The 17,885-nt window shown below is 69.5% G+C and carries 18 protein-coding genes, 1 pseudogene and 1 riboswitch; of the genes and pseudogenes, 6 read left to right on the top strand and 13 right to left on the bottom strand.

The window, feature by feature from the left end:
- Positions 1-342 (top strand): hypothetical protein, encoded by a 342-nt coding sequence (locus AC1D2O_RS06310; protein WP_478089926.1) that lies wholly within the window; start codon positions 1-3, stop codon positions 340-342.
- On the opposite strand, the gene AC1D2O_RS06305 is transcribed toward AC1D2O_RS06310, so the two are convergent.
- Genes AC1D2O_RS06305 through AC1D2O_RS06280 form a run of 6 tightly spaced genes read right to left on the bottom strand, consistent with a single transcriptional unit; the run spans position 343 to position 6,962 of the window.
- Complete coding sequence (locus AC1D2O_RS06305; RefSeq protein ID WP_478156516.1) at positions 343-2,163, bottom strand: AMP-dependent synthetase/ligase; 1,821 nt, start codon at positions 2,161-2,163, stop codon at positions 343-345.
- Positions 2,160-2,978: an ABC transporter ATP-binding protein gene (locus tag AC1D2O_RS06300; protein WP_478089217.1), complete on the bottom strand. Its 819-nt coding sequence runs from the start codon at positions 2,976-2,978 to the stop codon at positions 2,160-2,162. Before AC1D2O_RS06300 ends, AC1D2O_RS06305 begins: the two co-directional genes overlap by 4 nt.
- A 3-nt stretch (positions 2,979-2,981) precedes the next feature.
- The gene (locus AC1D2O_RS06295) at positions 2,982-4,163 is read right to left on the bottom strand and encodes an ABC transporter substrate-binding protein (RefSeq protein ID WP_478089218.1); all 1,182 of its coding nucleotides are present in this window, start codon (positions 4,161-4,163) and stop codon (positions 2,982-2,984) included.
- Between the two features lie 23 nt (positions 4,164-4,186).
- Positions 4,187-5,224 carry a branched-chain amino acid ABC transporter permease gene (locus AC1D2O_RS06290; protein WP_478089219.1) on the bottom strand — a complete coding sequence of 346 codons (1,038 nt, stop codon included), beginning with the start codon at positions 5,222-5,224 and terminating at the stop codon, positions 4,187-4,189.
- The gene (locus AC1D2O_RS06285) at positions 5,224-6,105 is read right to left on the bottom strand and encodes a branched-chain amino acid ABC transporter permease (protein WP_478156514.1); all 882 of its coding nucleotides are present in this window, start codon (positions 6,103-6,105) and stop codon (positions 5,224-5,226) included. Before AC1D2O_RS06285 ends, AC1D2O_RS06290 begins: the two co-directional genes overlap by 1 nt.
- Positions 6,102-6,962, bottom strand: a complete 861-nt coding sequence (locus AC1D2O_RS06280; protein WP_478089221.1) for an ABC transporter ATP-binding protein — start codon at positions 6,960-6,962, stop codon at positions 6,102-6,104. The genes AC1D2O_RS06285 and AC1D2O_RS06280 overlap by 4 nt, the downstream gene beginning before the upstream one ends.
- Before the next feature lie 118 nt (positions 6,963-7,080).
- Here AC1D2O_RS06280 and AC1D2O_RS06275 point away from each other — a divergent pair, with 118 nt between their 5' ends.
- Together AC1D2O_RS06275 and arfB are read left to right on the top strand one after the other, a co-directional pair.
- Positions 7,081-7,758: a TetR/AcrR family transcriptional regulator gene (locus AC1D2O_RS06275; protein WP_478089222.1), complete on the top strand. Its 678-nt coding sequence runs from the start codon at positions 7,081-7,083 to the stop codon at positions 7,756-7,758.
- A gap of 3 nt (positions 7,759-7,761) precedes the next feature.
- On the top strand, positions 7,762-8,175 hold the full coding sequence (arfB, locus tag AC1D2O_RS06270) for an alternative ribosome rescue aminoacyl-tRNA hydrolase ArfB (RefSeq protein WP_478089223.1): 414 nt from the start codon (positions 7,762-7,764) through the stop codon (positions 8,173-8,175).
- Here arfB and AC1D2O_RS06265 read toward each other — a convergent pair.
- The gene (locus AC1D2O_RS06265; protein WP_478089224.1) at positions 8,165-9,856 is read right to left on the bottom strand and encodes a SulP family inorganic anion transporter; all 1,692 of its coding nucleotides are present in this window, start codon (positions 9,854-9,856) and stop codon (positions 8,165-8,167) included. The two genes, arfB and AC1D2O_RS06265, sit on opposite strands and share 11 nt — an antisense overlap.
- A 70-nt stretch (positions 9,857-9,926) precedes the next feature.
- Here AC1D2O_RS06265 and AC1D2O_RS06260 point away from each other — a divergent pair, with 70 nt between their 5' ends.
- Complete coding sequence (locus AC1D2O_RS06260; protein WP_478089225.1) at positions 9,927-11,324, top strand: coniferyl aldehyde dehydrogenase; 1,398 nt, start codon at positions 9,927-9,929, stop codon at positions 11,322-11,324.
- A gap of 10 nt (positions 11,325-11,334) precedes the next feature.
- Here the strand turns inward: AC1D2O_RS06260 and AC1D2O_RS06255 are convergent, their stop codons facing one another.
- On the bottom strand, positions 11,335-12,177 hold the full coding sequence (locus tag AC1D2O_RS06255) for an AraC family transcriptional regulator (protein ID WP_478089226.1): 843 nt from the start codon (positions 12,175-12,177) through the stop codon (positions 11,335-11,337).
- An 89-nt stretch (positions 12,178-12,266) separates the two neighbouring features.
- On the opposite strand from AC1D2O_RS06255, the gene AC1D2O_RS06250 reads away from it, so the two are divergent.
- A complete protein-coding gene (locus AC1D2O_RS06250) occupies positions 12,267-13,508 on the top strand; it encodes an MFS transporter (protein WP_478089227.1) in 1,242 nt (413 codons plus the stop codon).
- A gap of 43 nt (positions 13,509-13,551) precedes the next feature.
- Here the strand turns inward: AC1D2O_RS06250 and arsC are convergent.
- From arsC to AC1D2O_RS06225, 5 genes and pseudogenes are all read right to left on the bottom strand, one after another.
- Positions 13,552-13,911 (bottom strand): annotated as a pseudogene (gene arsC, locus AC1D2O_RS06245) (arsenate reductase (glutaredoxin)); the annotation flags it as partial.
- 11 nt (positions 13,912-13,922) lie between these two features.
- Complete coding sequence (locus AC1D2O_RS06240) at positions 13,923-14,597, bottom strand: glutathione S-transferase family protein (protein WP_478089228.1); 675 nt, start codon at positions 14,595-14,597, stop codon at positions 13,923-13,925.
- A 64-nt stretch (positions 14,598-14,661) separates the two neighbouring features.
- Positions 14,662-15,174 carry a 6,7-dimethyl-8-ribityllumazine synthase gene (locus AC1D2O_RS06235; protein WP_478089229.1) on the bottom strand — a complete coding sequence of 171 codons (513 nt, stop codon included), beginning with the start codon at positions 15,172-15,174 and terminating at the stop codon, positions 14,662-14,664.
- An 86-nt stretch (positions 15,175-15,260) separates the two neighbouring features.
- A riboswitch (FMN riboswitch) is annotated at positions 15,261-15,420 on the bottom strand.
- A 106-nt stretch (positions 15,421-15,526) separates the two neighbouring features.
- The gene (locus AC1D2O_RS06230) at positions 15,527-16,618 is read right to left on the bottom strand and encodes a DNA glycosylase AlkZ-like family protein (protein WP_478089230.1); all 1,092 of its coding nucleotides are present in this window, start codon (positions 16,616-16,618) and stop codon (positions 15,527-15,529) included.
- Positions 16,619-16,657: 39 nt separating this feature from the next.
- Positions 16,658-17,149, bottom strand: coding sequence for a SixA phosphatase family protein (locus AC1D2O_RS06225; protein WP_478089231.1), 492 nt, complete (start codon positions 17,147-17,149; stop codon positions 16,658-16,660).
- Between the two features lie 136 nt (positions 17,150-17,285).
- Here AC1D2O_RS06225 and AC1D2O_RS06220 point away from each other — a divergent pair, with 136 nt between their 5' ends.
- Positions 17,286-17,795 carry a C40 family peptidase gene (locus AC1D2O_RS06220; RefSeq protein WP_478089233.1) on the top strand — a complete coding sequence of 170 codons (510 nt, stop codon included), beginning with the start codon at positions 17,286-17,288 and terminating at the stop codon, positions 17,793-17,795.
- The last annotated feature ends 90 nt before the right edge of the window (positions 17,796-17,885 follow it).

Genomic DNA, 17,885 nt, shown 5'->3' with positions numbered 1-17,885 from the left:
ATGGTGAATTTTCTCGTCCGCCTGATCCTCTTCCTCCTGGGCCTGGTGTTCGCGGCCAGCCTGGCGGTCGCCGTGCTGCTGCTGGCGGCGGTCTGGGGCCTGCGCTATGGCTGGGCGCGTCTCACCGGCAAGCCGGTTCAGCCCTGGGTGATGCGCTTCGATCCGCGTGGCGGCTTCGACCGCTTCCGCGCCGCCGGCCGTCCGGCCGAGCCGAGCGCGTCCGACGTGGCGGGCGCCCGTGCCCAGGGACAGGCGGCCGACAGTCCGGTGCGATTGCGCGATCCGGGCGTGGTCACCGACGTGCAGGCCCGTCCGGTGCCGCGCGACGGCGGCGGCAACTGATCAGGCGCGGTACAGCGCCTCGATGTCGTCCGCATAGCGCTGGTAGATGCTGGCGCGCCGCACCTTCATGGTTGCGGTGACCTCGCCATCGTCGTGGTCGAGTTCCTTGGTCAGCAGGTGGAAGCGCCGGACCTGCGAGACCTGCGCCAGCTGCGCATTGCCGCGCTGGATCTCGGCGTCGATCAGTCCCCGCACCCGCGCCTGGTCCACCAATGAGCGGAAGTGCGTGAACGGGATGCGTTCGGCCTCGGCCCACTTGCCGACGGTCTCGTAGTCGATCTGCACCAGCGCGCCGACGAACTTTCGGCCGTCCGCCACCACGATGCATTCCTTGATGAAAGGGCTGCCCTTCATCGTGTTCTCGATCTCCGAGGGCGTCAGGTTCTTGCCGCCGGCGGTGATCATGATGTCCTTCAGGCGGTCGACGATGCGCAATTGGCCGTCTTCCTCGCGCACCACGTCGCCGGTGTGCAACCAGCCGTCGCGGATCGAGGCCGCGGTGGCTTCGGGGTTCTTGTAGTAGCCCTCGAACACCATCTCGCCCTGCACCAGCAACTCGCCGTCGTCGCCGACGCGATGCGCGGTGCCGAGCGTCGGCGGTCCGACGGTGCCGATCCGGACCTCGTCGCGGCGGTGGCCGGTGATCATGCCGGTCGATTCGGTCAGGCCGTAGACCTCCACCAGCGGCACGCCGAGCGCGCGGAAGAAGCGCACCACGTCGGGGGGGATCGGCGCCGCGCCGGTCAGCGCGACCTTCGCGTGGCGCAGGCCGATGAAGTTCTGCAGCGCGCGCAGCACGGTCCAGTAAGCCAGTGCGAAGCGGGTTCGCTCGCCCAGGCTCCAGGTGCTGCGCGGCTTCTCGGCCAGCGGCATGCCCGCCGCCAGCGCGCGCCGGTACAGCGCGCGCTGCAGCCGTCCGGCCTCCTGCATCTTGATGCTGATGCCGGCGTGCAGCTTCTCCCAGATGCGCGGCACGCCGAGGAACATGGTCGGCGCGACCTCGCGCAGATCTTCCTGCACCGTGCGGATCGATTCGCCGAAGTTGACCTGCGAACCGAGGTAGAGCGGCACGAAGGTCGAGAGCATCTGCTCGGCCACGTGGCACAACGGCAGGTACGACAGGTGCGTGGTGTCCCGGTCCAGCCCGAGCCGATCGACGATGCCCGGCACCGCGCCGCGGATGTTGCGCCAGGAGATCATGGCGCCCTTGGGCTTGCCGGTGGAGCCCGAGGTGTAGATCATCAGGCCGATCTGGTCCAGCGTCTGGGCCTGCAGCGCGGCGTCGATCTGCGCCTGGCCGCCTTGCGCCGCGGCTGCGGCGCCGGCGCGTTCGACCTCCTCGAAACTGAGCACGCGTTCGCGCAGCGCGGGGTCGAGGCTGCGCAGGCCCTTGGTCTCGATGACGATGATTTTCGCGAGCCGCGGCAGCCGGTCCAGCGCCTCGATCACCTTGTCGGTCTGCTCCTGGTCCTCGCAGAGGATCACCTCGATGTCGGCATGGGCGACCACGTAGGCGATCTCGCTGCTCGGGCTGGTGGGGTAGATGCCGACCGTCACGGCGCCGACCAGCCCGGCGCCCATCTGCGCCAGCACCCACTCGATGCGGTTCTCGGACAGGATGCCCAGGTGGCCGCCGGCCGGCAGCCCGAGCGCGCGCAGCCCGAGGCCGAAGTGGCTGGCTCGGCGGTGGTAGTCGGCCCAGTGCACCGGATGCCAGATGCCGAAGTCCTTCTGGCGGATCGCGATCGCGGCGGGCCGCGTGCGCGCCTGCTCGCGCAGCATCTGAGGCAGGGTCAGCGCGGGGAGGGCATGGTTCGTCATGACAGCCAGCGCTTGCGGCGCTTGTAGTGCTTGAGGCCGCGGAAGCTGCGCGCCTCGCCGCCGCCGCCCACGCCGAGATAGAACTCGCGCACGTCGGGGTCGGCCGCGAGCCGCTCGGCACTGCCGTCGATCACGATCTTTCCGTTCTCCATGATGTAGCCGCGGTGGGCGACGGCCAGCGCCACGCTGGCGTTCTGCTCGACCAGCAGCATCGACACGCCGCGTTCGGCGTTGATGCGCGCGATGATCGTGAAGATGTCCTCGACCAGCTTGGGACTCAGGCCGAGCGAGGGTTCGTCGAGCAGGATCAGCTCGGGCTCGGCGACTAGCGCGCGGCCGATCGCCAGCATCTGCTGCTCGCCACCCGACAGGTAGCCGGCCAGGCCCTTGCGGCGCTCGTGCAGGCGCGGCAAGTAGGCATAGACGCCATCGAAATTGCGCGGCGCCGGCCCGCGGCCGGTGTGCGCGTAGGTGGCGGCCACGAGGTTTTCCTCGACCGTGAGGTCCTCGAACACGCGCCGGCCTTCCATCACGTGGCAGAGGCCGCGCCGTACCAGTTGCTGCGGCGCCAGGCGGTCGGTCGAAATGCCGTTGAATGCGATGCGGCCGGCCTGCAGTTCGCCGTCTTCGAGCGCCAGCAGGCCGGACACCGCCTTCAGCGTGGTCGACTTGCCGGCGCCGTTGCTGCCGAGCAGCGCCACGATCTCGCCGCGCGGCACGGCCATCGACAGGCCGCGCAGCACTTGCACCACCTTGTTGTAGACCACCTCGATGTTGTTGATCTCAAGGACCAGGTCCGCCGGCGCGCCGTCCATCCTTCAGTCCAGCTTGATCCAGTCGGAGGACGGCACCATCTTCTGCGTCTTCATGTCGGCCGTGTACACGCGGCCCACCGGGATCGAGTTGCCCTTGATCGTGATCGGCACGCCGATCAGGCCGCCGGTGTCGAAGTCCTTGATGGTGTTGAGTGCCGCCTTGAGGTTCTTGCCGTCGAGCGGCTTGCCGGCATCGAGCGTCCGCTTGGCGGCCTCGGTGAACAGCATCGCGGTCAGGAAGCCCTGGGTGTAGGCCGTGCTCTGGTACTCGGGGCGCATCTGGCGGATCTTGTCGAGCATCGGCGACTTGGCCGAGGTGTCGTAGTAGTAGCGGTAGGGCATCACGCCCATGAAGCCGTCACCGGCCTCGCCCATCTTCATCACGGTCGAGCTGTCCATGGTCCAGAAGGTGCCCATCCACTTGCTGGTCATGCCCATCTGTTTGCCCTGCTGCACGAACTCGGGGATCGGCGCCAGGATGTAGCCGTGGAAGATCGTGTAGTCGGGATTGGCGCGGCGCAGCTTGATGACCTCGGTCGACACGTCGACGCTGCCGGGCGGGGTCATGAGCTTGACCGGCACCGAGAGGCCCAGCTTCTTCGCCATCGCCTCGCTGGCCTCGATCGGGTCGCGACCGAATTCGGAGTCGGAATACACGAAGGCCACCTTGGCGCCGGGCTTTTCCTTGGCGATGTGTTTCAGCAGGATGCCGAACATCTCGGTGTAGTCGGGCCCGACCAGGAACTGGTTCGGGTACTTGGCCGGGTCGTTGAGCTCGGTCGCGAAGGAGGCGCCGGCCATCATGATCTGGCCGCTGCGGTCGAGCTCGGGGTTGATGGTCTTGGCGAAGCCCGTGGAGTCGCCGTAGTACAGGTTGACCTTGTTCTGGCTCGTGATCTTCTTGAAGGCGGCGACCGAGGCATCGACCTTGTAGCCGGTGTCTTCCGGCACGTAGCGCAGCTTGCGGCCCTTGATGCCGCCGGCGTCGTTGACGATCTTCACGTAGTCGGCGATGCCGGCGTTGATGCCGATGCCGGCGAAGGCGAAGACGCCGGTCATCGGGATCGAGCCGCCGATCACGATGTCGTCTGCGGCTTGGGCATGCACCGCCAGCGGTGCGGCGAGGGCGGCCGAGGCGGCCAGCAAGAGGGTGCGGCGGCGTGCCGAGACGGATTGCGATTTCACGATGTCTCCTTGTTGGATGCGGCCTAGGTCTTGAAGGGCCACAGATGGAAAAAGCGGCGAATGCGCCGCCACACTTCTGCGAGCCCGTGCGGCTCGAACACCAGAAAGCCGACGATCAGGAGACCGAAGACGACCGTGCGCACCGGCGAGAGGAACACCGTCATCTCGGTGCCTCCGGGCAGCAGGTCGAACACCAGCTTGAGAAGCTCCGGCACCATCGTCATGAAGACAGCGCCGAGGATGCCGCCGAGGATGGTGCCCATGCCGCCGACGATGATCGCGGCCAGGAAGAAGATCGACATCAGGAGCGGAAAACTCTCGGGCGTGACGACCCGGAAGAAGTAGGCCCACAAGCCACCTGCCACGCCGGCGTAGAACGACGACAGCCCGAAGGACAGCAGCTTGTAGCGCAACAGCGGAATGCCCAGCACCTCGGCCGAGATGTCGCGGTCGCGGATCGCGATGAAGGCCCGGCCGATGCGGGTGCGGAACAGGTTGGCGGCCCCCAGCACCATCAGCAGCGTCACCGGCAGGATCACCCAGTAGAGCCGGAACGAGGTGTCGAGCGCGAGACCGAAGAACTGCGCGGGCGGCAGCGACAGGCCGCTGGTGCCGCCCGTGAGCTTGAGATTCGCGAACAGGAAGTGCGCGATGAATGAAGCCGCGATGGTCGCGATCGCGAGGTAGAGGCCCTTGACCCGCAGCGAGGGAATGCCGACCACCAGGCCGCCGAGCATTGCCACCACGCCGCCGGCCACCAGGTTGAGCAGGAAGGGCGTGCCCAGCCGGGTGTGCATGATCGCGACCGTGTAGGCGCCCAGCCCCATGAAGGCGGCCTGGCCCAGGCTCACGAGCCCGGTGTAGCCGGTCAGGATATTGAGGCCGGTGGCACTCGCGACATTGATCGCGACCAGGCAGGCCAGATAGAGCCAGTAGTCGCTGGCCATGAAGGGGAACAGCAGCAGCAACGCGGCACCGAGCCCCAGCCAGGTCTTCTGGGTGCGCGAATCGAACAGCGCCGCGTCGGCGATGTAGCTCTGCTTGAGGGTTCCTATCCGCATCAGAGTCTTTCGATTTCGTGGGTGCCGAACAGGCCGTACGGGCGGATCATCAGCACGACGACCAGCACCACGAAGGTCGCCAACAGCTTGTATTCGCCGCCGAGGTACGAGCCCGCCAGCGCCTCGACCAGCCCGATGAAGACACCGCCGACCAGCGCGCCGAGCACGCTGTCGAGGCCGCCGACGATCACCACCACCAGCACCGAGAGGCCGAACACGCCCATCGACGACGAGATGCCGCCGATCGAGCCGACGATGATGCCGGCGACCGCCGCGATCATGGCCGAGGCCACCCAGGCGAGCGAGAACACGCGCGGCACGTTGATGCCCATCGAGTAGGCGGCGGCCTGGTCGGAGGCGGTAGCCCGCAATGCGACGCCGCCGCGCCAGAAGCGGAACACCAGCAGCACCAGCACGATCAACACCAGGGCCACCAGGGCGCCGTAAGCCACCTTGGGCGCCAGGAAGGCGTCGCCGATCATCACCGGCGTCTTCGGCAGGAACTCGGGCAGCCGGCGCTGGTCGGCGGTCCAGACGATCTCGACCAGGCCGACCAGGATCGATGCCAGGCCGACGGTGACCATGAAGACCGAGATCGGCGGCTCGCCGAGCAGCGGCCGGATCATGGTGCGCTCGACCAGCGCGCCGAGCAGGCCGGTGCCCAGCACCGCACCGAGCACCGCCAGCCAGATCGGCAGCGAGAAGCTGGCGGCGAAGGCAAAGAACAGGTAGGCGCCGATCATCAGCATTTCGCCGATCGCGATGTTGACCACCCGCGTGGCCTTGTAGACCAGCACGAAGGCGAGCGCGGCCAGTGCATAGAGGCCACCGCTGGCGACCCCGTTGAGGGCGATCTCGAACAGGTAGGCCCAGTCCATCATGCGGTTGCCGCCACGGCCGCGCCGCGCAGCTTCTCGCGCAGGGTGGAGACGTCCCCGGCGCCGAGGTAGGCCCGGATCACCTCGGGGTCGGCCTGCACCGTCGCCGGCGCGCCCTGCGCGATGACCTGGCCGAAGTTGAGCACCACCACGTGGTCCGAGAGGTCCATCACCATGCCCATGTCGTGCTCGACCATCAGGACGGTCACGCCCCATTCGTCGCGCACGTCGAGGATGAAGCGCGCCATGTCCTCGGTCTCCTCGCGGTTCATGCCGGCCACCGGCTCGTCGAGCATCAGCACGCGCGGCTGCATCGCCAGCGCGCGCGCCATCTCGACGCGCTTCTGCAGTCCGTAGGGCAGGGCCGACACGGGGGCGTGGCGGATGTGGTCGATCTCGAGGAAGTCGATGATGCGTTCCTCGACGTCGCGCCGCAACTCGGCTTCCTCGCGCCGGGCGCGGCCGAAATAGAGCAGGGCGTCGAAGACGTTGGTCTTGAGGTGCGAGTGGCGGCCGAGCTTGATGTTGTCGAGCACCGTCATGCCGCGGAACAGCGCGATGTTCTGGAAGCTGCGCGCGAGGCCGAGCCGGGCCCGTTGCGGCGCCGGCAGCGTCGTGATGTCGCGGCCTTCGAACAGCACCCGGCCGCTGGTGGGGTGGTAGAAGCCCGAGATGGTGTTGAAGAGCGAGGTCTTGCCGGCGCCGTTGGGGCCGATCACGGCCGTGATGGAGCCGGCCGCGACCTCGAAGCCGACGCCGCTCAGCGCCCGCACGCCGCCGAAGGCGAGCGTGAGCGACTCGACCTGCAGCACGGGGCTGGGCGGCATGGCGGCGTCGGGACGGGCTGGGGCGTCAGGCATCGATCAGGGTTTGCGCGGAAGGAAGTGGGGTTACCCGTGCGTAGAATTTCTACTCACCGGTAATGTTCGATGCGACGCCCTCCGGGCGGCATCGGGACTTTCCCGGGCACCCCGATCCATGGCCACCAGGACACTCCCCAAGCCCACAGGCGCCTCGCCCTGGAAGCCGGCCGGCGTCCGCGCGCAGCAACGCGAGGCCAAGCGCAACGCGGTGCTGCAGACGGCCGCCAAGCTGTTCAACGAGCGCGGCTACCACGCGACCTCGCTCGACGACATCGCGCAGCGGTTGCACGTCAGCAAGCCCACGCTCTACTACTATGTGAAGAGCAAGGACGAGATCCTGCTCGAATGCGTGCGCACCGCGCTCGGCATGATGCAGGAGGGCATCGACGAGGTCCGGCGCGCCGGCGGCAGCGCGATCGACCAGCTCATGGCGTGCATGCGGATCTACTCCCGCATCGTGATGATGGACTTCGGCATGTGCGTCATCCGCATCGGCGAGGATCCGTTGCCGGCACCGCTGCGCAAGGAGCTGCGCCGGCTCAAGGCCGGCATCGACGGCGAGTTCCGCCGGCTCATTGCCGACGGCATCGCCGAAGGCTCGCTGGCGCCCTGCGACCCCAAGATGGCGGCCTTCGTGCTGGCCGGTGCGCTCAGCTGGATCGGCCGCTGGTACCGGCCCGGCGGCGGGCTCGACCCGGAGCAGATCGCCGACCAGAGCATCGCGCTGCTGATGTCCGGCGTGCAGCAGCGGCCGGCGACGACGAGGAAGGCGGCGGCGCGCAAGTCAAAATAGCGGATGTCCACGCCGCGTCCGCCCGTTCTCATCGATCCCCTGGAAGTCGAATTCAGCGCCATCCGGGCCCAGGGTGCGGGCGGCCAGAACGTCAACAAGGTGTCCAGCGCGGTGCACCTGCGCTACGACATCCCCGCGAGTTCGCTGCCCGACGACGTCAAGGAGCGGCTGCTCGCCTTGCGCGACAGCCGAATCACCCAGGAGGGCGTGCTGGTGCTGAAGGCGCAGCGGCACCGCAGCCAGGAGATGAACCGCGTCGATGCGCTGGCGCGCCTGCAGGAGCTGGTCGACGGCGTCGCCACGCCGCCGCGCGCCCGCCGCGCCACCAAGCCGACTTATGGCTCCAGGCAGCGCCGGCTCGAAGGCAAGAGCCAGCGCGCGGAGATCAAGAACCTGCGCGGACGGGTCAAGGACTGAGCGCTTCGGCCGCCGCCGGTGGCCGCGCGAGAGCGGCCAGCGCCTCGCTGTCGGTCCGGTAGCCGAACAGCATCGGCCCCGGCGCCAGCAGCCCGGCGCGCTCGAGCACCTGCTGCGCCGGCAGCTTCAGGCCCGAGATGTGCAGCCGCACGCCCTGCGACTCGAGCAGGCGGCGGATGCTGCCGAACACTTCGGCGCCCGTGATGTCGATGCGGTTGATCGGGTAGGCGAAGAGGCAGACGTCGGTCAGCCCGGGCCGCTCGGCCAGCGCCACCGTGATGGCGCGTTCCAGCGTGCTGGCCGATGCGAAGTCAAGCTCGGCGTCCATGCGCAGCGCGTAGAGGTCGGGCGCCAGCGGCGGCAGGTGCCACAGGTGGCGGTCGCGCAGGCTGCCGTCCGGGTGCAGGCCGACCTCGATGATGCGCGGATGCAGGTGGCGGTACATGTAGTGCGCCAGCGCGGCCAGCAGGCCGCCGAGCACGCCCCAGTAGATCGATGGCGCGGTCGCGATCGTGAGCACGAAGGTGCCGAGCGCGATCGACGCCTCGATGCGGGAGATGCGCCACAGCGCGACGAAGGTCGAGGGCCGCAGCAGCCCGATGGTGGCGGTCGCCACGATGGCGGCCAGCACCGCCTGCGGCACGTGGTAGAGCAGCGGCATGGCCCACAGCAGCGCGGCGGCGACCACGGCGACGCTGAACAGCGTCGCCCATTGCGTCTTCGCGCCGGCGTACAGCGTGATGGCCGAGCGTGAGAAGGAGGAACTGGTCGGGAAGGAGCCGGTCAGGCCCGAGGCGATCTTGCCCAGGCCCTGGCCGATCAGGTCCTGGTTCTCGTTCCAGAGTTTGCCGGCGCGCGCGTTGTCCACCTTGGCGCTCGACGCGGTCTCCAGAAAGCTCACCAGCGTGATCAGGAAGGCGGGCAGCAGCAGGTTGCCCAGTTCATTGATCGAGAGGCCGCCAGGCCAGTAGAAGCCCGGCAGGCCCGAAGGCAGCGTGCCGATCACCGCGCCACCGTGCAGCGCATAGCCGACCGCGGCGCTGATCGCCGCGGCGGCCGCGACCAGCGCCATGGTGGTCGGGAAGCGCGGCGCCAGCCGCTTGCCGAGCCACAGCATCGCCATGCCTCCGAGGCCGAAGGCGATCGCGACGAGGTCGGGCAGCGGGCCCTGCATCAGCTGCGTCACCGAGCGGCCGGTATAGCCCAGCAGGGCCGGCAACTGCGAGAGCGTGATCAGCACCGCAGCGCCCTGCGTGAAGCCCATCAGCACCGGTGAATTGACCATCCGCAGCAGCCAACCGAAGCGGACCGCGCCCAGCGTCACCTGCATCAGGCCCGACAGCAGCGTGAGCCAGACCGCGTAGGCCACCCATTCGCGGCTGCCGGGAATCGCCAGTGGCGCCAGCGAGGCACCGACCAGCAGGCTGGTGAGGGCCGTGGGGCCGACCGAGAGCCGGGCGGAGGAACTGAAGAGCAGCGCGACCAGCGCCGGCAGCAGCGCGGCGTAGACGCCGGTCACCAGCGGCATGCCCGCCAGCGCCGCATAGGCCACGCCCTGGGGGATGACCATCAGCGCGACGGTGACGCCGGCCGCGGCCTCGTTGACGAGCAGGGCCCGGTCGGGGCGCGGCCAGGCGAGAAAGGGAAGCCAGCGTTCGAGCTGGGCGCGGGTCAGGGCCATGGGCGCGCGTCGCGGGAGGTTGGGGAATGCACCCGCCGATGATACGGAAGGGCCGGGGTAGATTCGCCTCATGACGGATCTGCGATCTCTCTTCGATGCCCAGCACCGGGCCAGCCGCGATGCGCCCGTGGTGCCCGTCGCCGAGCGGCGGGATCGGGTGCAGCGGATTCAGCGGCTGCTCGATGCGCATGGCTCCGCGATCGCGGCGGCGGTCGAGGCCGACTTCGGCGTCCGCTCCGCCGCGCTCACCGAGGTGGCCGACCTGCTGGTGCTGCGCAACCTGCTGGGCCAGCTCCTGCGCCGCCTCGAGGCCTGGAGCCGGCCGGTGCGCGTGCACACGCCGATGCAGCTGAAGCCCGCGCGGGCCTGGATCCAGCGCCAGCCGCTCGGCGTGGTGGGCGTGATCTCGCCCTGGAACTACCCGCTGCAGCTCTCGCTCGGGCCGGCGGCCACGGCGCTGGCCGCGGGCAACCGCGTGATGCTCAAGCCCAGCGAGCTGACGCCGCGCACCTCGGCGCTGCTCGCCGAGCGGGTCGCCGAGGCCTTCGCCCCGGAGGAGTTCGCGGTGGTGCAGGGCGACGCCGGCGTCGCGTCGCAGTTCGCGGCGCTGCCTTTCGACCACCTGTTCTTCACCGGCTCGACCGCGGTCGGCCGCAAGGTGGCGCAGGCCGCGGCGGCCAACCTCACGCCGACCACGCTGGAGCTGGGCGGCAAGTCGCCCTGCATCGTCGACGCCTCGGCCGACCTCGACGAGGCGGCGCTGCGGATCGCGCACGGCAAGCTGCTGAACGCGGGCCAGACCTGCATCGCGCCCGACTACGTGCTGCTGCCCCGCGGGCGCGAGGATGCCTTCGCGGCGGCCTGGCAGCGTGCGGTGGCGCGCCTGTTTCCGCGCATCGAAGGCAACCCCGACTATGCGGCGATCCTGGGGCAAGGGCACCTGGAGCGGCTGCGCGCGCTGCTGCGGGAGGCGAAGGACAGCGGTGCGCGCATCGAGCAGGCCATCGGCCTCGCCGATCCGGCGGCTCGCCAACTGGCACCAGCGCTCGTGATCGGCCCGGACCCGGGCCTGCGCCTGCTGCAGGAAGAGATCTTCGGCCCGATCCTCCCGGTGCTGCCCTGCGACGACAGCGAGGAAGCGATCCGCTACATCAACGGCCGCCCGCGGCCGCTCGCGCTCTACTGGTTCGGCACCGACACCGCGGCACGCGACCGGGTGCTGGCCCGCACGCTGAGCGGCGGCGTCACCGTCAACGACACGCTGATGCACGTCGCGCACGACCACCTGCCCTTCGGCGGCGTCGGCGAAAGCGGCTGGGGCTCCTACCACGGGGAGGCGGGCTTCCTGCGCTTCACGCAGCAAAAGGCGGTGCTGGTGCAGTCGCGCTGGTCGGCCGGGGCGCTGATCTACCCGCCCTACGGCGAGCGATTCCGCCGGATGATGAAACTGCTGCGCTGGCTCGGTTGAGCCGGTTTCCTCAGTTGCGCTTCTTGTGCTGGAAGGCGGTCGGCGACTGCCCGGTCGCGGCCTTGAACATCGCGCAGAAGGCGCTGTCGGTCGCGTAGCCGCTGGCCGAGGCCACCAGGCTCACCGCCATGCCGCGTGCGAGCAGCGGCAGCGCATGCGCCAGCACCGCCTGCTGGCGCCACTGCTGCCAGCTCATGCCGAGCTGGTCGCGAAACAGGCGGGCCACCGTGCGTTCGCTGGCGCCGATCTGCTGGGCGCGTTCGGCCAGCGTGGCGCGGTTGGCCGGATTGCGCAGCAGCGCCTCGCACAACTGGCGCAGGCGCTTGTCGGCCGGCAGCGGCACGTCGATGCGGATCTGGGTGGCGCGCTCGAGTTCGTCGACCAGCAGCGGCGCGATCCAGCGCTCGCGCTGCGCCGCGTGCGGATCGGCCGGCGGCAGGCCGTCGGGCGTGGTGTCCAGCGCCAGCATCAGCGCGCGCAGCAGCGGGCTGATCTCGAGCACCTCGCAGCGCTCCCAGACCGGGCCCAGCCAGCTGTGCAGGTACACGGTGCGCAGTTCGGCATCCTCGATCAGGGAGATGCTGTGCGGCATGTCGGCCGGGACCCAGAGCGCGCGCGAGGGCGGCACGATGTAGCTGCCGTCCTCGGTGCTCAGGCGGATCACGCCGCGGGTCGAGAAGGTCAGCTGCGGCCAGGGATGGCGGTGCAGTTCGACCAGCGTGTCGGCGTTGAGGAAGTGTTCCTTGGCCCGCAGCGGCCGCAGGGCGTCGGGCGCGTAGAGGTGTGGCGTGAGCGGCCCGACGCTGTTGGCGGGGGCGGGACCGGGCGCGAATGGGGCGACGGTAGGCGGCATGAATTCGACAAATGTTGTCTCTGTATCGCCATTCTGCCGTGCCGGGCCGGCTTAGGATCGACCTCCACGCCAGTTTCTTGTTGCAATCCATGTCTTCCGCTTCTCCCGCCAGTTCCGCGCCCACCGTGCGCTCCGACGTCAAGCTGATCGGCCTCGTCGGCCTGGCGCATGCCGTCAGCCATTTCAGCCAGCTGTTGCTGGCGCCGCTGTTCCCATGGCTGAAGGACGCGTTCCACGTCAGCTACACCGAGCTCGGCGCCGTGCTGACCGTGTTCTTCGTCGTCTCCTGCCTGGTGCAGGCGGCCTCGGGTTTCATCGTCGACAAGCTCGGGCCGCGGCCCGTGCTGTTCGTCGGGCTGGGCATGCTGGGCCTCGCGGCCTTCGGCTATGCGCTGGCGCAGAACTACTGGATGCTGCTCGGCTCGGCGGTCGTTGCGGGCATCGGCAACGGGGTGTTCCATCCGGTCGACTACACGCTGTTCAATCGCAAGGTGGCGCCCACGCGCCTGGGCCATGCCTACAGCGTGCACGGCATCACCGGCAGCCTCGGATGGGCGCTGGCGCCGGCTTTCGTGGTGCCGCTGGCAATGGCCTTCGGCTGGCGCGTGGCGCTGGCCTCGGGCGGTGCCGTGGCGGTGGTCGTGCTGGGGATCCTGTGGCTCAACCGCAGCGTGCTGTCGCTCGACGTGAAGGCGGTGCAGAAGGCCGTCGGCGCGGATGCCACGGCCGGCGGCGAGTTGGCCTTCCTGCGCATTCCGGCTGTCTGGATGTGCTTCGGTTTCTTCTTCTTCTATGCGATGGCGCTCAGCGTGGTGCAGACCTTCGCGCCGTCCGCCGCCGGGCGCCTGCACGAGGTGCCGGTGGCACTGATCGCGATCTGCCTGACGGTCTACATGGTCGCCAGCGCGGCCGGCATGGTGGTGGGCGGCTTCCTGGCCTCCGATCCGTCGCGCTGCGAGCGCATCGTCGGCGCCAGCTTCGGCGTGGCGGCGGTGCTGGCGCTGGTGCTGGCATTCGCCGACCTGGCGCCGGCGCTGGTGCCGGTGATGTTCGGGGCGATGGGCTTCGCCTCGGGCATCGCCGGGCCGTCGCGCGACCTGCTGGTCAAGCGCTCGACACCCGCCAATGCCACCGGCCGCGTCTACGGCGTGGTGTACGCCGGGCTGGACATCGGGCAGGCGGTGGCGCCGCTGATTTTCGGCCGGCTGATGGACCACGGCCAGTACACCAGCGTGATCGTGGGCCTGGCGGTGGTGCAGGGCGTGCTGATCGCCAGCGCCTTCAACGTCCGGCGCGTCCGCCGCGAAGCACTGGTGCCCGCTTCGGCCTGAGGCTTCCTGCCTGCCTCGCTCTGCCCGAGCGTCGCGCTCAGCGCTTCGGCAGGATGTCGAGCACCTGCTCCGCCGGCCGGCACAGGCGCGTGCCCAGCGGCGTGACCACGATCGGGCGGTTCAAGAGGATCGGATGCGCGACGATGAAGTCGAGCAGCTGGTCGTCGGTCCACTTCGTGTCGCCGAGTCCGAGCTCGTCGTAGGGCGTGCCGCGCTGGCGCAGCAGATCGCGCACCGGGACGCCCATCGCGACGGCCAGCGCGCGCAGCCGCTCGCGGGTGGGCGGCGTCTTCAGGTATTCGATCACCTCGGGCTCGAAGCCGTGTTCGCGGATCAGCGCCAGCGTGTTGCGCGAGGTGCCGCAGCCCGGGTTGTGGAAGAGGGTGACTTGGCTGGTTTGCATCCGCCGTATTCTCAGGCCTCGGCGCCTTCCCATCCCGGGGTGAAGGGAAAGCGCGCGGCCCAGAAAGCCTGCAGCCGCGGATCGGCATCGACGCGCCGCACCACCTCGGCCATGCGCGGGGCTTCGCGGTAGAAGCGCAGACGGCGCGGGGTCCAGCGCGAGACCACGGTCACATACAGGTCGAGCAGGCCGAGGCTGTCGCCCAGCAGGTAGGGGGTGCCGCGCGGCAACTGCGCATCCATCAGGCGCCAGCATTCGGCGATGCGCTCGGCACTGCGTTCGAGCACCACCGCCTCGGCCGCCGCGTCCGCGGCCAGGCGCGATGGCATGTCACGGACCCAGTACATCGAATAGATCGCGGCCGGGATGTAGATCATCCAGCGCAGGTACTGCGCGCGCAGCGGGTGGTCGGCGGCGGGCGCGAGGCCGGCTTCGGGGTGGCGGTCGCCGAGCCAGAGCAGGATCGCGGCGCTCTCGGTCATGACCTCGCCCGAGGGCAGCACGAGGACCGGGGCCTGCCGCTGCGGGTTGAGCGGCGCCAGCTTTTGGCGCTCGGATTCGCCTTTCCAGGGCGCCACGTCGACGATGTCGACCGGCGCGCCGATCAGCGTGAGCGCGGCCTGAACGGGCGTGGCGCCCGAGCCGGGCGCACCGTAGAGGGTGTAGGGGCGGGCAGCGGTGCTCATCGCCGAAAGCGTACACCGCAGGCGCCGCATCTTCCAGCGCCTGCGAGGACAGCGAGGCCTGCGATCAGGCCGCGATCAGCGCATCGACGCGGCGCAAGCCTTCGATGGTCTTGACGCAGGCTTCGGCCACCTCGGTGCCCTTCACCGCGAAGTGCTGGTGGAAGTACTTGCGGTGTTCCACGTGCTCGTGGAAGTGATGCGGCGTGAGCACCGCCGACAGCACCGGCACGTTGGTCTCCAGCTGCACCGTCATCAGCGAATTGACCACCGTGGTGGCGACGAAGTCGTGGCGGTAGATGCCGCCGTCGACCACCAGCGCGCAGCCGACGATGGCGGCGTAGCGGCCCGAGGTGGCAAGCCGCTTGGCGTGCAGCGGGATCTCGAACGCGCCCGGCACGTCGAACAGGTCGATGGTGTCGAGCGGCACGCCCTGGCGCTTCATTTCGGCCAGGAAGGCGTCGCGTGCCTGGTGGACGATGTCCGAGTGCCACTGCGCCTGTACGAAGGCGATGCGCTGGCCGCGCGGGGCGTCCGAGGCAGTGATGGCGGAGAGGGGAAGGTCGTTGATCTGACTCATGGTTTGCCTTTGCAAGGATTTCCTGAATCAGGGCGCACGAACCCGACGCCCGGCCGGCACGAGAACGTGCCTGCCCGACCACGGGATCGCGCTCTCTTTCATCCGGACTGTGACCGTCGGCCCCGGGATCTCACCAGGTCTGCTGACCCCGAGACTCATGCAGAGAGCCTCGGGCGCTCGCGGGCTCGTGCGGCTTGCGCCGCCATCACCGCCGGTGGGGAATCTCACCCCGCCCTGAGAACGCTGCTCCGGCTCGCGCCGAAGCAAGGACGGATTCTAGGCAAGTCCGGCCGGCCGCGCTGTCGCCCAGGGGCCAAGACCCCGGATCGGCCGGGGCTGGCGCGTCGGGGTCTCAGCGGCCGGACAGGAATTGCGTCATGCGCTGCATCTCGTCGTCGAGCGCGGCGCGAAACGCGGCGCCCTTCGGCGGAGTGCCGGCATAGCCGAAAGCGGGCTGCAGCCGGCCGTCGCGCGCCGAGACATTGGCCCATCCGATCACGCGCTCGTGCCACAGCATGGGCAGGGCGTAGTAGCCGAACTTTCGCTTCGGCGCCGGCGTGTAGGCCTCGAACTTGTACGTCCAGCCCCATAGCAGCTCGAACCGGCGGCGGTCCCACACCACCGGGTCGAACGGCGCGAGCAGGCGAAGCTGCTCGTCGGGCACGTGGCGTCGCGAGGCCGGGTTGTCGTCCGCTGGCCAGTACCAGGTCGTGCCCTCGATGCGGCAGCTGGCGAGCTCATCGCGCGCCAGGCGCAGCGCCGCCTGCGTCTGCACCGTGAGATGCGGGGCGCCGTAGCCGAGCAGGCGCACGAGATAGGTCAGGCTCGCAGCCGGCAGGGGCGCGTACTTGCGCACCACCAGATCGACCAGCGCGGCGGCGCGTTGCGCGCGACCGGCGGGGCTGTCGTCGGCCGGCGGATGCGTCACCGCCTCGTAGATGCGCGTGCCGCTGTCGCGCCGCTTCACGCGCAGCATGCCGCGGTAGTGCATGTCGTCGAGCAGGTGCGTGCTGGCGTTGCTCGAACCGCCCCAGTAGTTCTTCATGCGGCCGTGCGCGAAGTGCTGCTCGACCTCGCGCGGATGCACCGGTCCGCGCTCGCGCACGAAAGCCAGCACCTCGGCCGCCTTGCGCCGGGTCTCGGCATCCCAGTCGCGGCTGGCCTCGCGCGGGTGCATCAGCGCCAGGTGCTCGCGCGGCAGGAAGCCGTAGTTGACGAGGCAGTCTTCCTCGACTGCGAGCCGCGTGTAGCGATTCTCCAGATCGCCGGCGCGGTAGTCCTTGACGCGGTGGCGCAGCGTGAGGTCCTGCGCGCGCGCCGGCGCGCGGATCGGATCGGCCTGCACGAAGCCCAGGCGCTGGATCGCGCGCGGCAGCGTCGTGGGCGTGAAGAGGGTCCGCGCCACCGCGTAGCGGCGCAAGGCGTCGAGGGTCGGCTCAGGCATGCAGCAGATTGCAGCACAGCTGCGGGATGTCGCCGGGCGCTACTTTTTCGGCGCGTCCAGCTTCACTTTCGCCGGGGCGGTCTGCCTGACATCGGCCCATGTCTTCGTCTCGAAGTGGAACTCGGCGACCGCGCACGTGGGCATGTCGATGATCTCGCTCGACAGCCGGTGCGCGAGCTCGGTGAACTCGGGGTTGTGGCCGAAGAGCATCACGCGGCCCAGCTTGTCGTCGAGTGCGCCGATGACGGCGAGCAAGTCGTCCGGGCTGCTGGCGTACATCCGTTCATCGACGACGATGTCCTTGCGGGGGTAGCCGATCTCGGCGGCGATGAGCTGCGCCGTCGTCAGCGCGCGCAGTGCCGGGCTCGACACGAGCAGGTCGGGCTTCACCCCGCGTTTGCCGAGACGCTTGCCCATCATGGGCGCGTCCTGGCGGCCGCGATCGTCCAAGGGTCGCTCCCGGTCGGGCAAGGACGGATCGTCGCGGCTCGATTTGGCATGCCGCACCAGAAACAAGGTCTTCACGATCACCTTTCGAGCTCGTTCTACTCTACACCCGCTTGGCGGCCAGGCGCGCGCCGCGGTGAGTTGGGCATTGGACCCGGAGGCGATCTTGAATACAGTACGCCCCACACCTCGACCCGCCATTCCGAACCACCGATTCATGATGCCCGACGCAACCGTTTCAACAGCTCGTGCCCGCAACGCCCCGCTGCTGCGCCTGCTTCCGATCGCGGCCTGTCTCCTGGCGCTGGGCTGCGCGAGCCCGCCGGCGCCGGGGCCCGCCATCGGTGCCGCGTCGCTGACGGCCGAGCAATCGAACGACGCCGCGATCCATGCGCTGGGCCTGGTCGGCACCCCCTACCGCTATGGCGGCAATACGCCGGAGGGCGGCTTCGATTGCAGCGGGCTCATCGGCTACGTGTATCGGAAGAGCGCGGGTCAGGCGACACCGCGCACGGTGGCGCGAATGGGCGCCTTCGGCCGCCCGGTGGCCGTGTCCGAGATCCGCTCCGGCGACCTGGTGCTCTTCGGCGCTGCCACGCCTTCGCACGCGGGCATCTACGTCGGAGAGGGGCGATTCGTGCATGCGCCGTCGACCGGCGGCGAGGTGCGGCTCGATCGCCTCGACGGGGTCTACTGGTCGCGTCAGCCGGTGCAGGCGCGCCGCCTCTGAGGGGGGCCTGTCCGCAGGCAGTCCCCGCACAGGTGCGCCGCGATGCGTATTCCTTCGCTGCGCTTTGCGGCGCATACTGTGCCGGTGGCG

The sequence above is a fragment of the Variovorax sp. P1_G12 genome, from assembly GCF_056405555.1.
Note: the sequence above shows the minus strand (reverse complement) of the source record. Positions and strands in the feature narration are given on the sequence as shown.

What these genes read in the sequence shown, in the direction of transcription:
- AC1D2O_RS06240 (WP_478089228.1), bottom strand. Translation starts at nt 14,597, where the DNA reads ATGAGCACCGCTGCCCGCCCCTACACCCTCTACGGTGCGCCCGGCTCG.
- AC1D2O_RS06275 (WP_478089222.1), top strand. Translation starts at nt 7,081, where the DNA reads ATGGCCACCAGGACACTCCCCAAGCCCACAGGCGCCTCGCCCTGGAAG.
- AC1D2O_RS06290 (WP_478089219.1), bottom strand. Translation starts at nt 5,224, where the DNA reads ATGCGGATAGGAACCCTCAAGCAGAGCTACATCGCCGACGCGGCGCTG.
- AC1D2O_RS06230 (WP_478089230.1), bottom strand. Translation starts at nt 16,618, where the DNA reads ATGCCTGAGCCGACCCTCGACGCCTTGCGCCGCTACGCGGTGGCGCGG.
- AC1D2O_RS06235 (WP_478089229.1), bottom strand. Translation starts at nt 15,174, where the DNA reads ATGAGTCAGATCAACGACCTTCCCCTCTCCGCCATCACTGCCTCGGAC.
- AC1D2O_RS06285 (WP_478156514.1), bottom strand. Translation starts at nt 6,105, where the DNA reads ATGATGGACTGGGCCTACCTGTTCGAGATCGCCCTCAACGGGGTCGCC.
- AC1D2O_RS06300 (WP_478089217.1), bottom strand. Translation starts at nt 2,978, where the DNA reads ATGGACGGCGCGCCGGCGGACCTGGTCCTTGAGATCAACAACATCGAG.
- AC1D2O_RS06220 (WP_478089233.1), top strand. Translation starts at nt 17,286, where the DNA reads ATGCCCGACGCAACCGTTTCAACAGCTCGTGCCCGCAACGCCCCGCTG.
- AC1D2O_RS06265 (WP_478089224.1), bottom strand. Translation starts at nt 9,856, where the DNA reads ATGGCCCTGACCCGCGCCCAGCTCGAACGCTGGCTTCCCTTTCTCGCC.
- AC1D2O_RS06305 (WP_478156516.1), bottom strand. Translation starts at nt 2,163, where the DNA reads ATGACGAACCATGCCCTCCCCGCGCTGACCCTGCCTCAGATGCTGCGC.
- arfB (WP_478089223.1), top strand. Translation starts at nt 7,762, where the DNA reads ATGTCCACGCCGCGTCCGCCCGTTCTCATCGATCCCCTGGAAGTCGAA.
- AC1D2O_RS06250 (WP_478089227.1), top strand. Translation starts at nt 12,267, where the DNA reads ATGTCTTCCGCTTCTCCCGCCAGTTCCGCGCCCACCGTGCGCTCCGAC.
- AC1D2O_RS06310 (WP_478089926.1), top strand. Translation starts at nt 1, where the DNA reads ATGGTGAATTTTCTCGTCCGCCTGATCCTCTTCCTCCTGGGCCTGGTG.
- AC1D2O_RS06280 (WP_478089221.1), bottom strand. Translation starts at nt 6,962, where the DNA reads ATGCCTGACGCCCCAGCCCGTCCCGACGCCGCCATGCCGCCCAGCCCC.
- AC1D2O_RS06260 (WP_478089225.1), top strand. Translation starts at nt 9,927, where the DNA reads ATGACGGATCTGCGATCTCTCTTCGATGCCCAGCACCGGGCCAGCCGC.
- AC1D2O_RS06255 (WP_478089226.1), bottom strand. Translation starts at nt 12,177, where the DNA reads ATGCCGCCTACCGTCGCCCCATTCGCGCCCGGTCCCGCCCCCGCCAAC.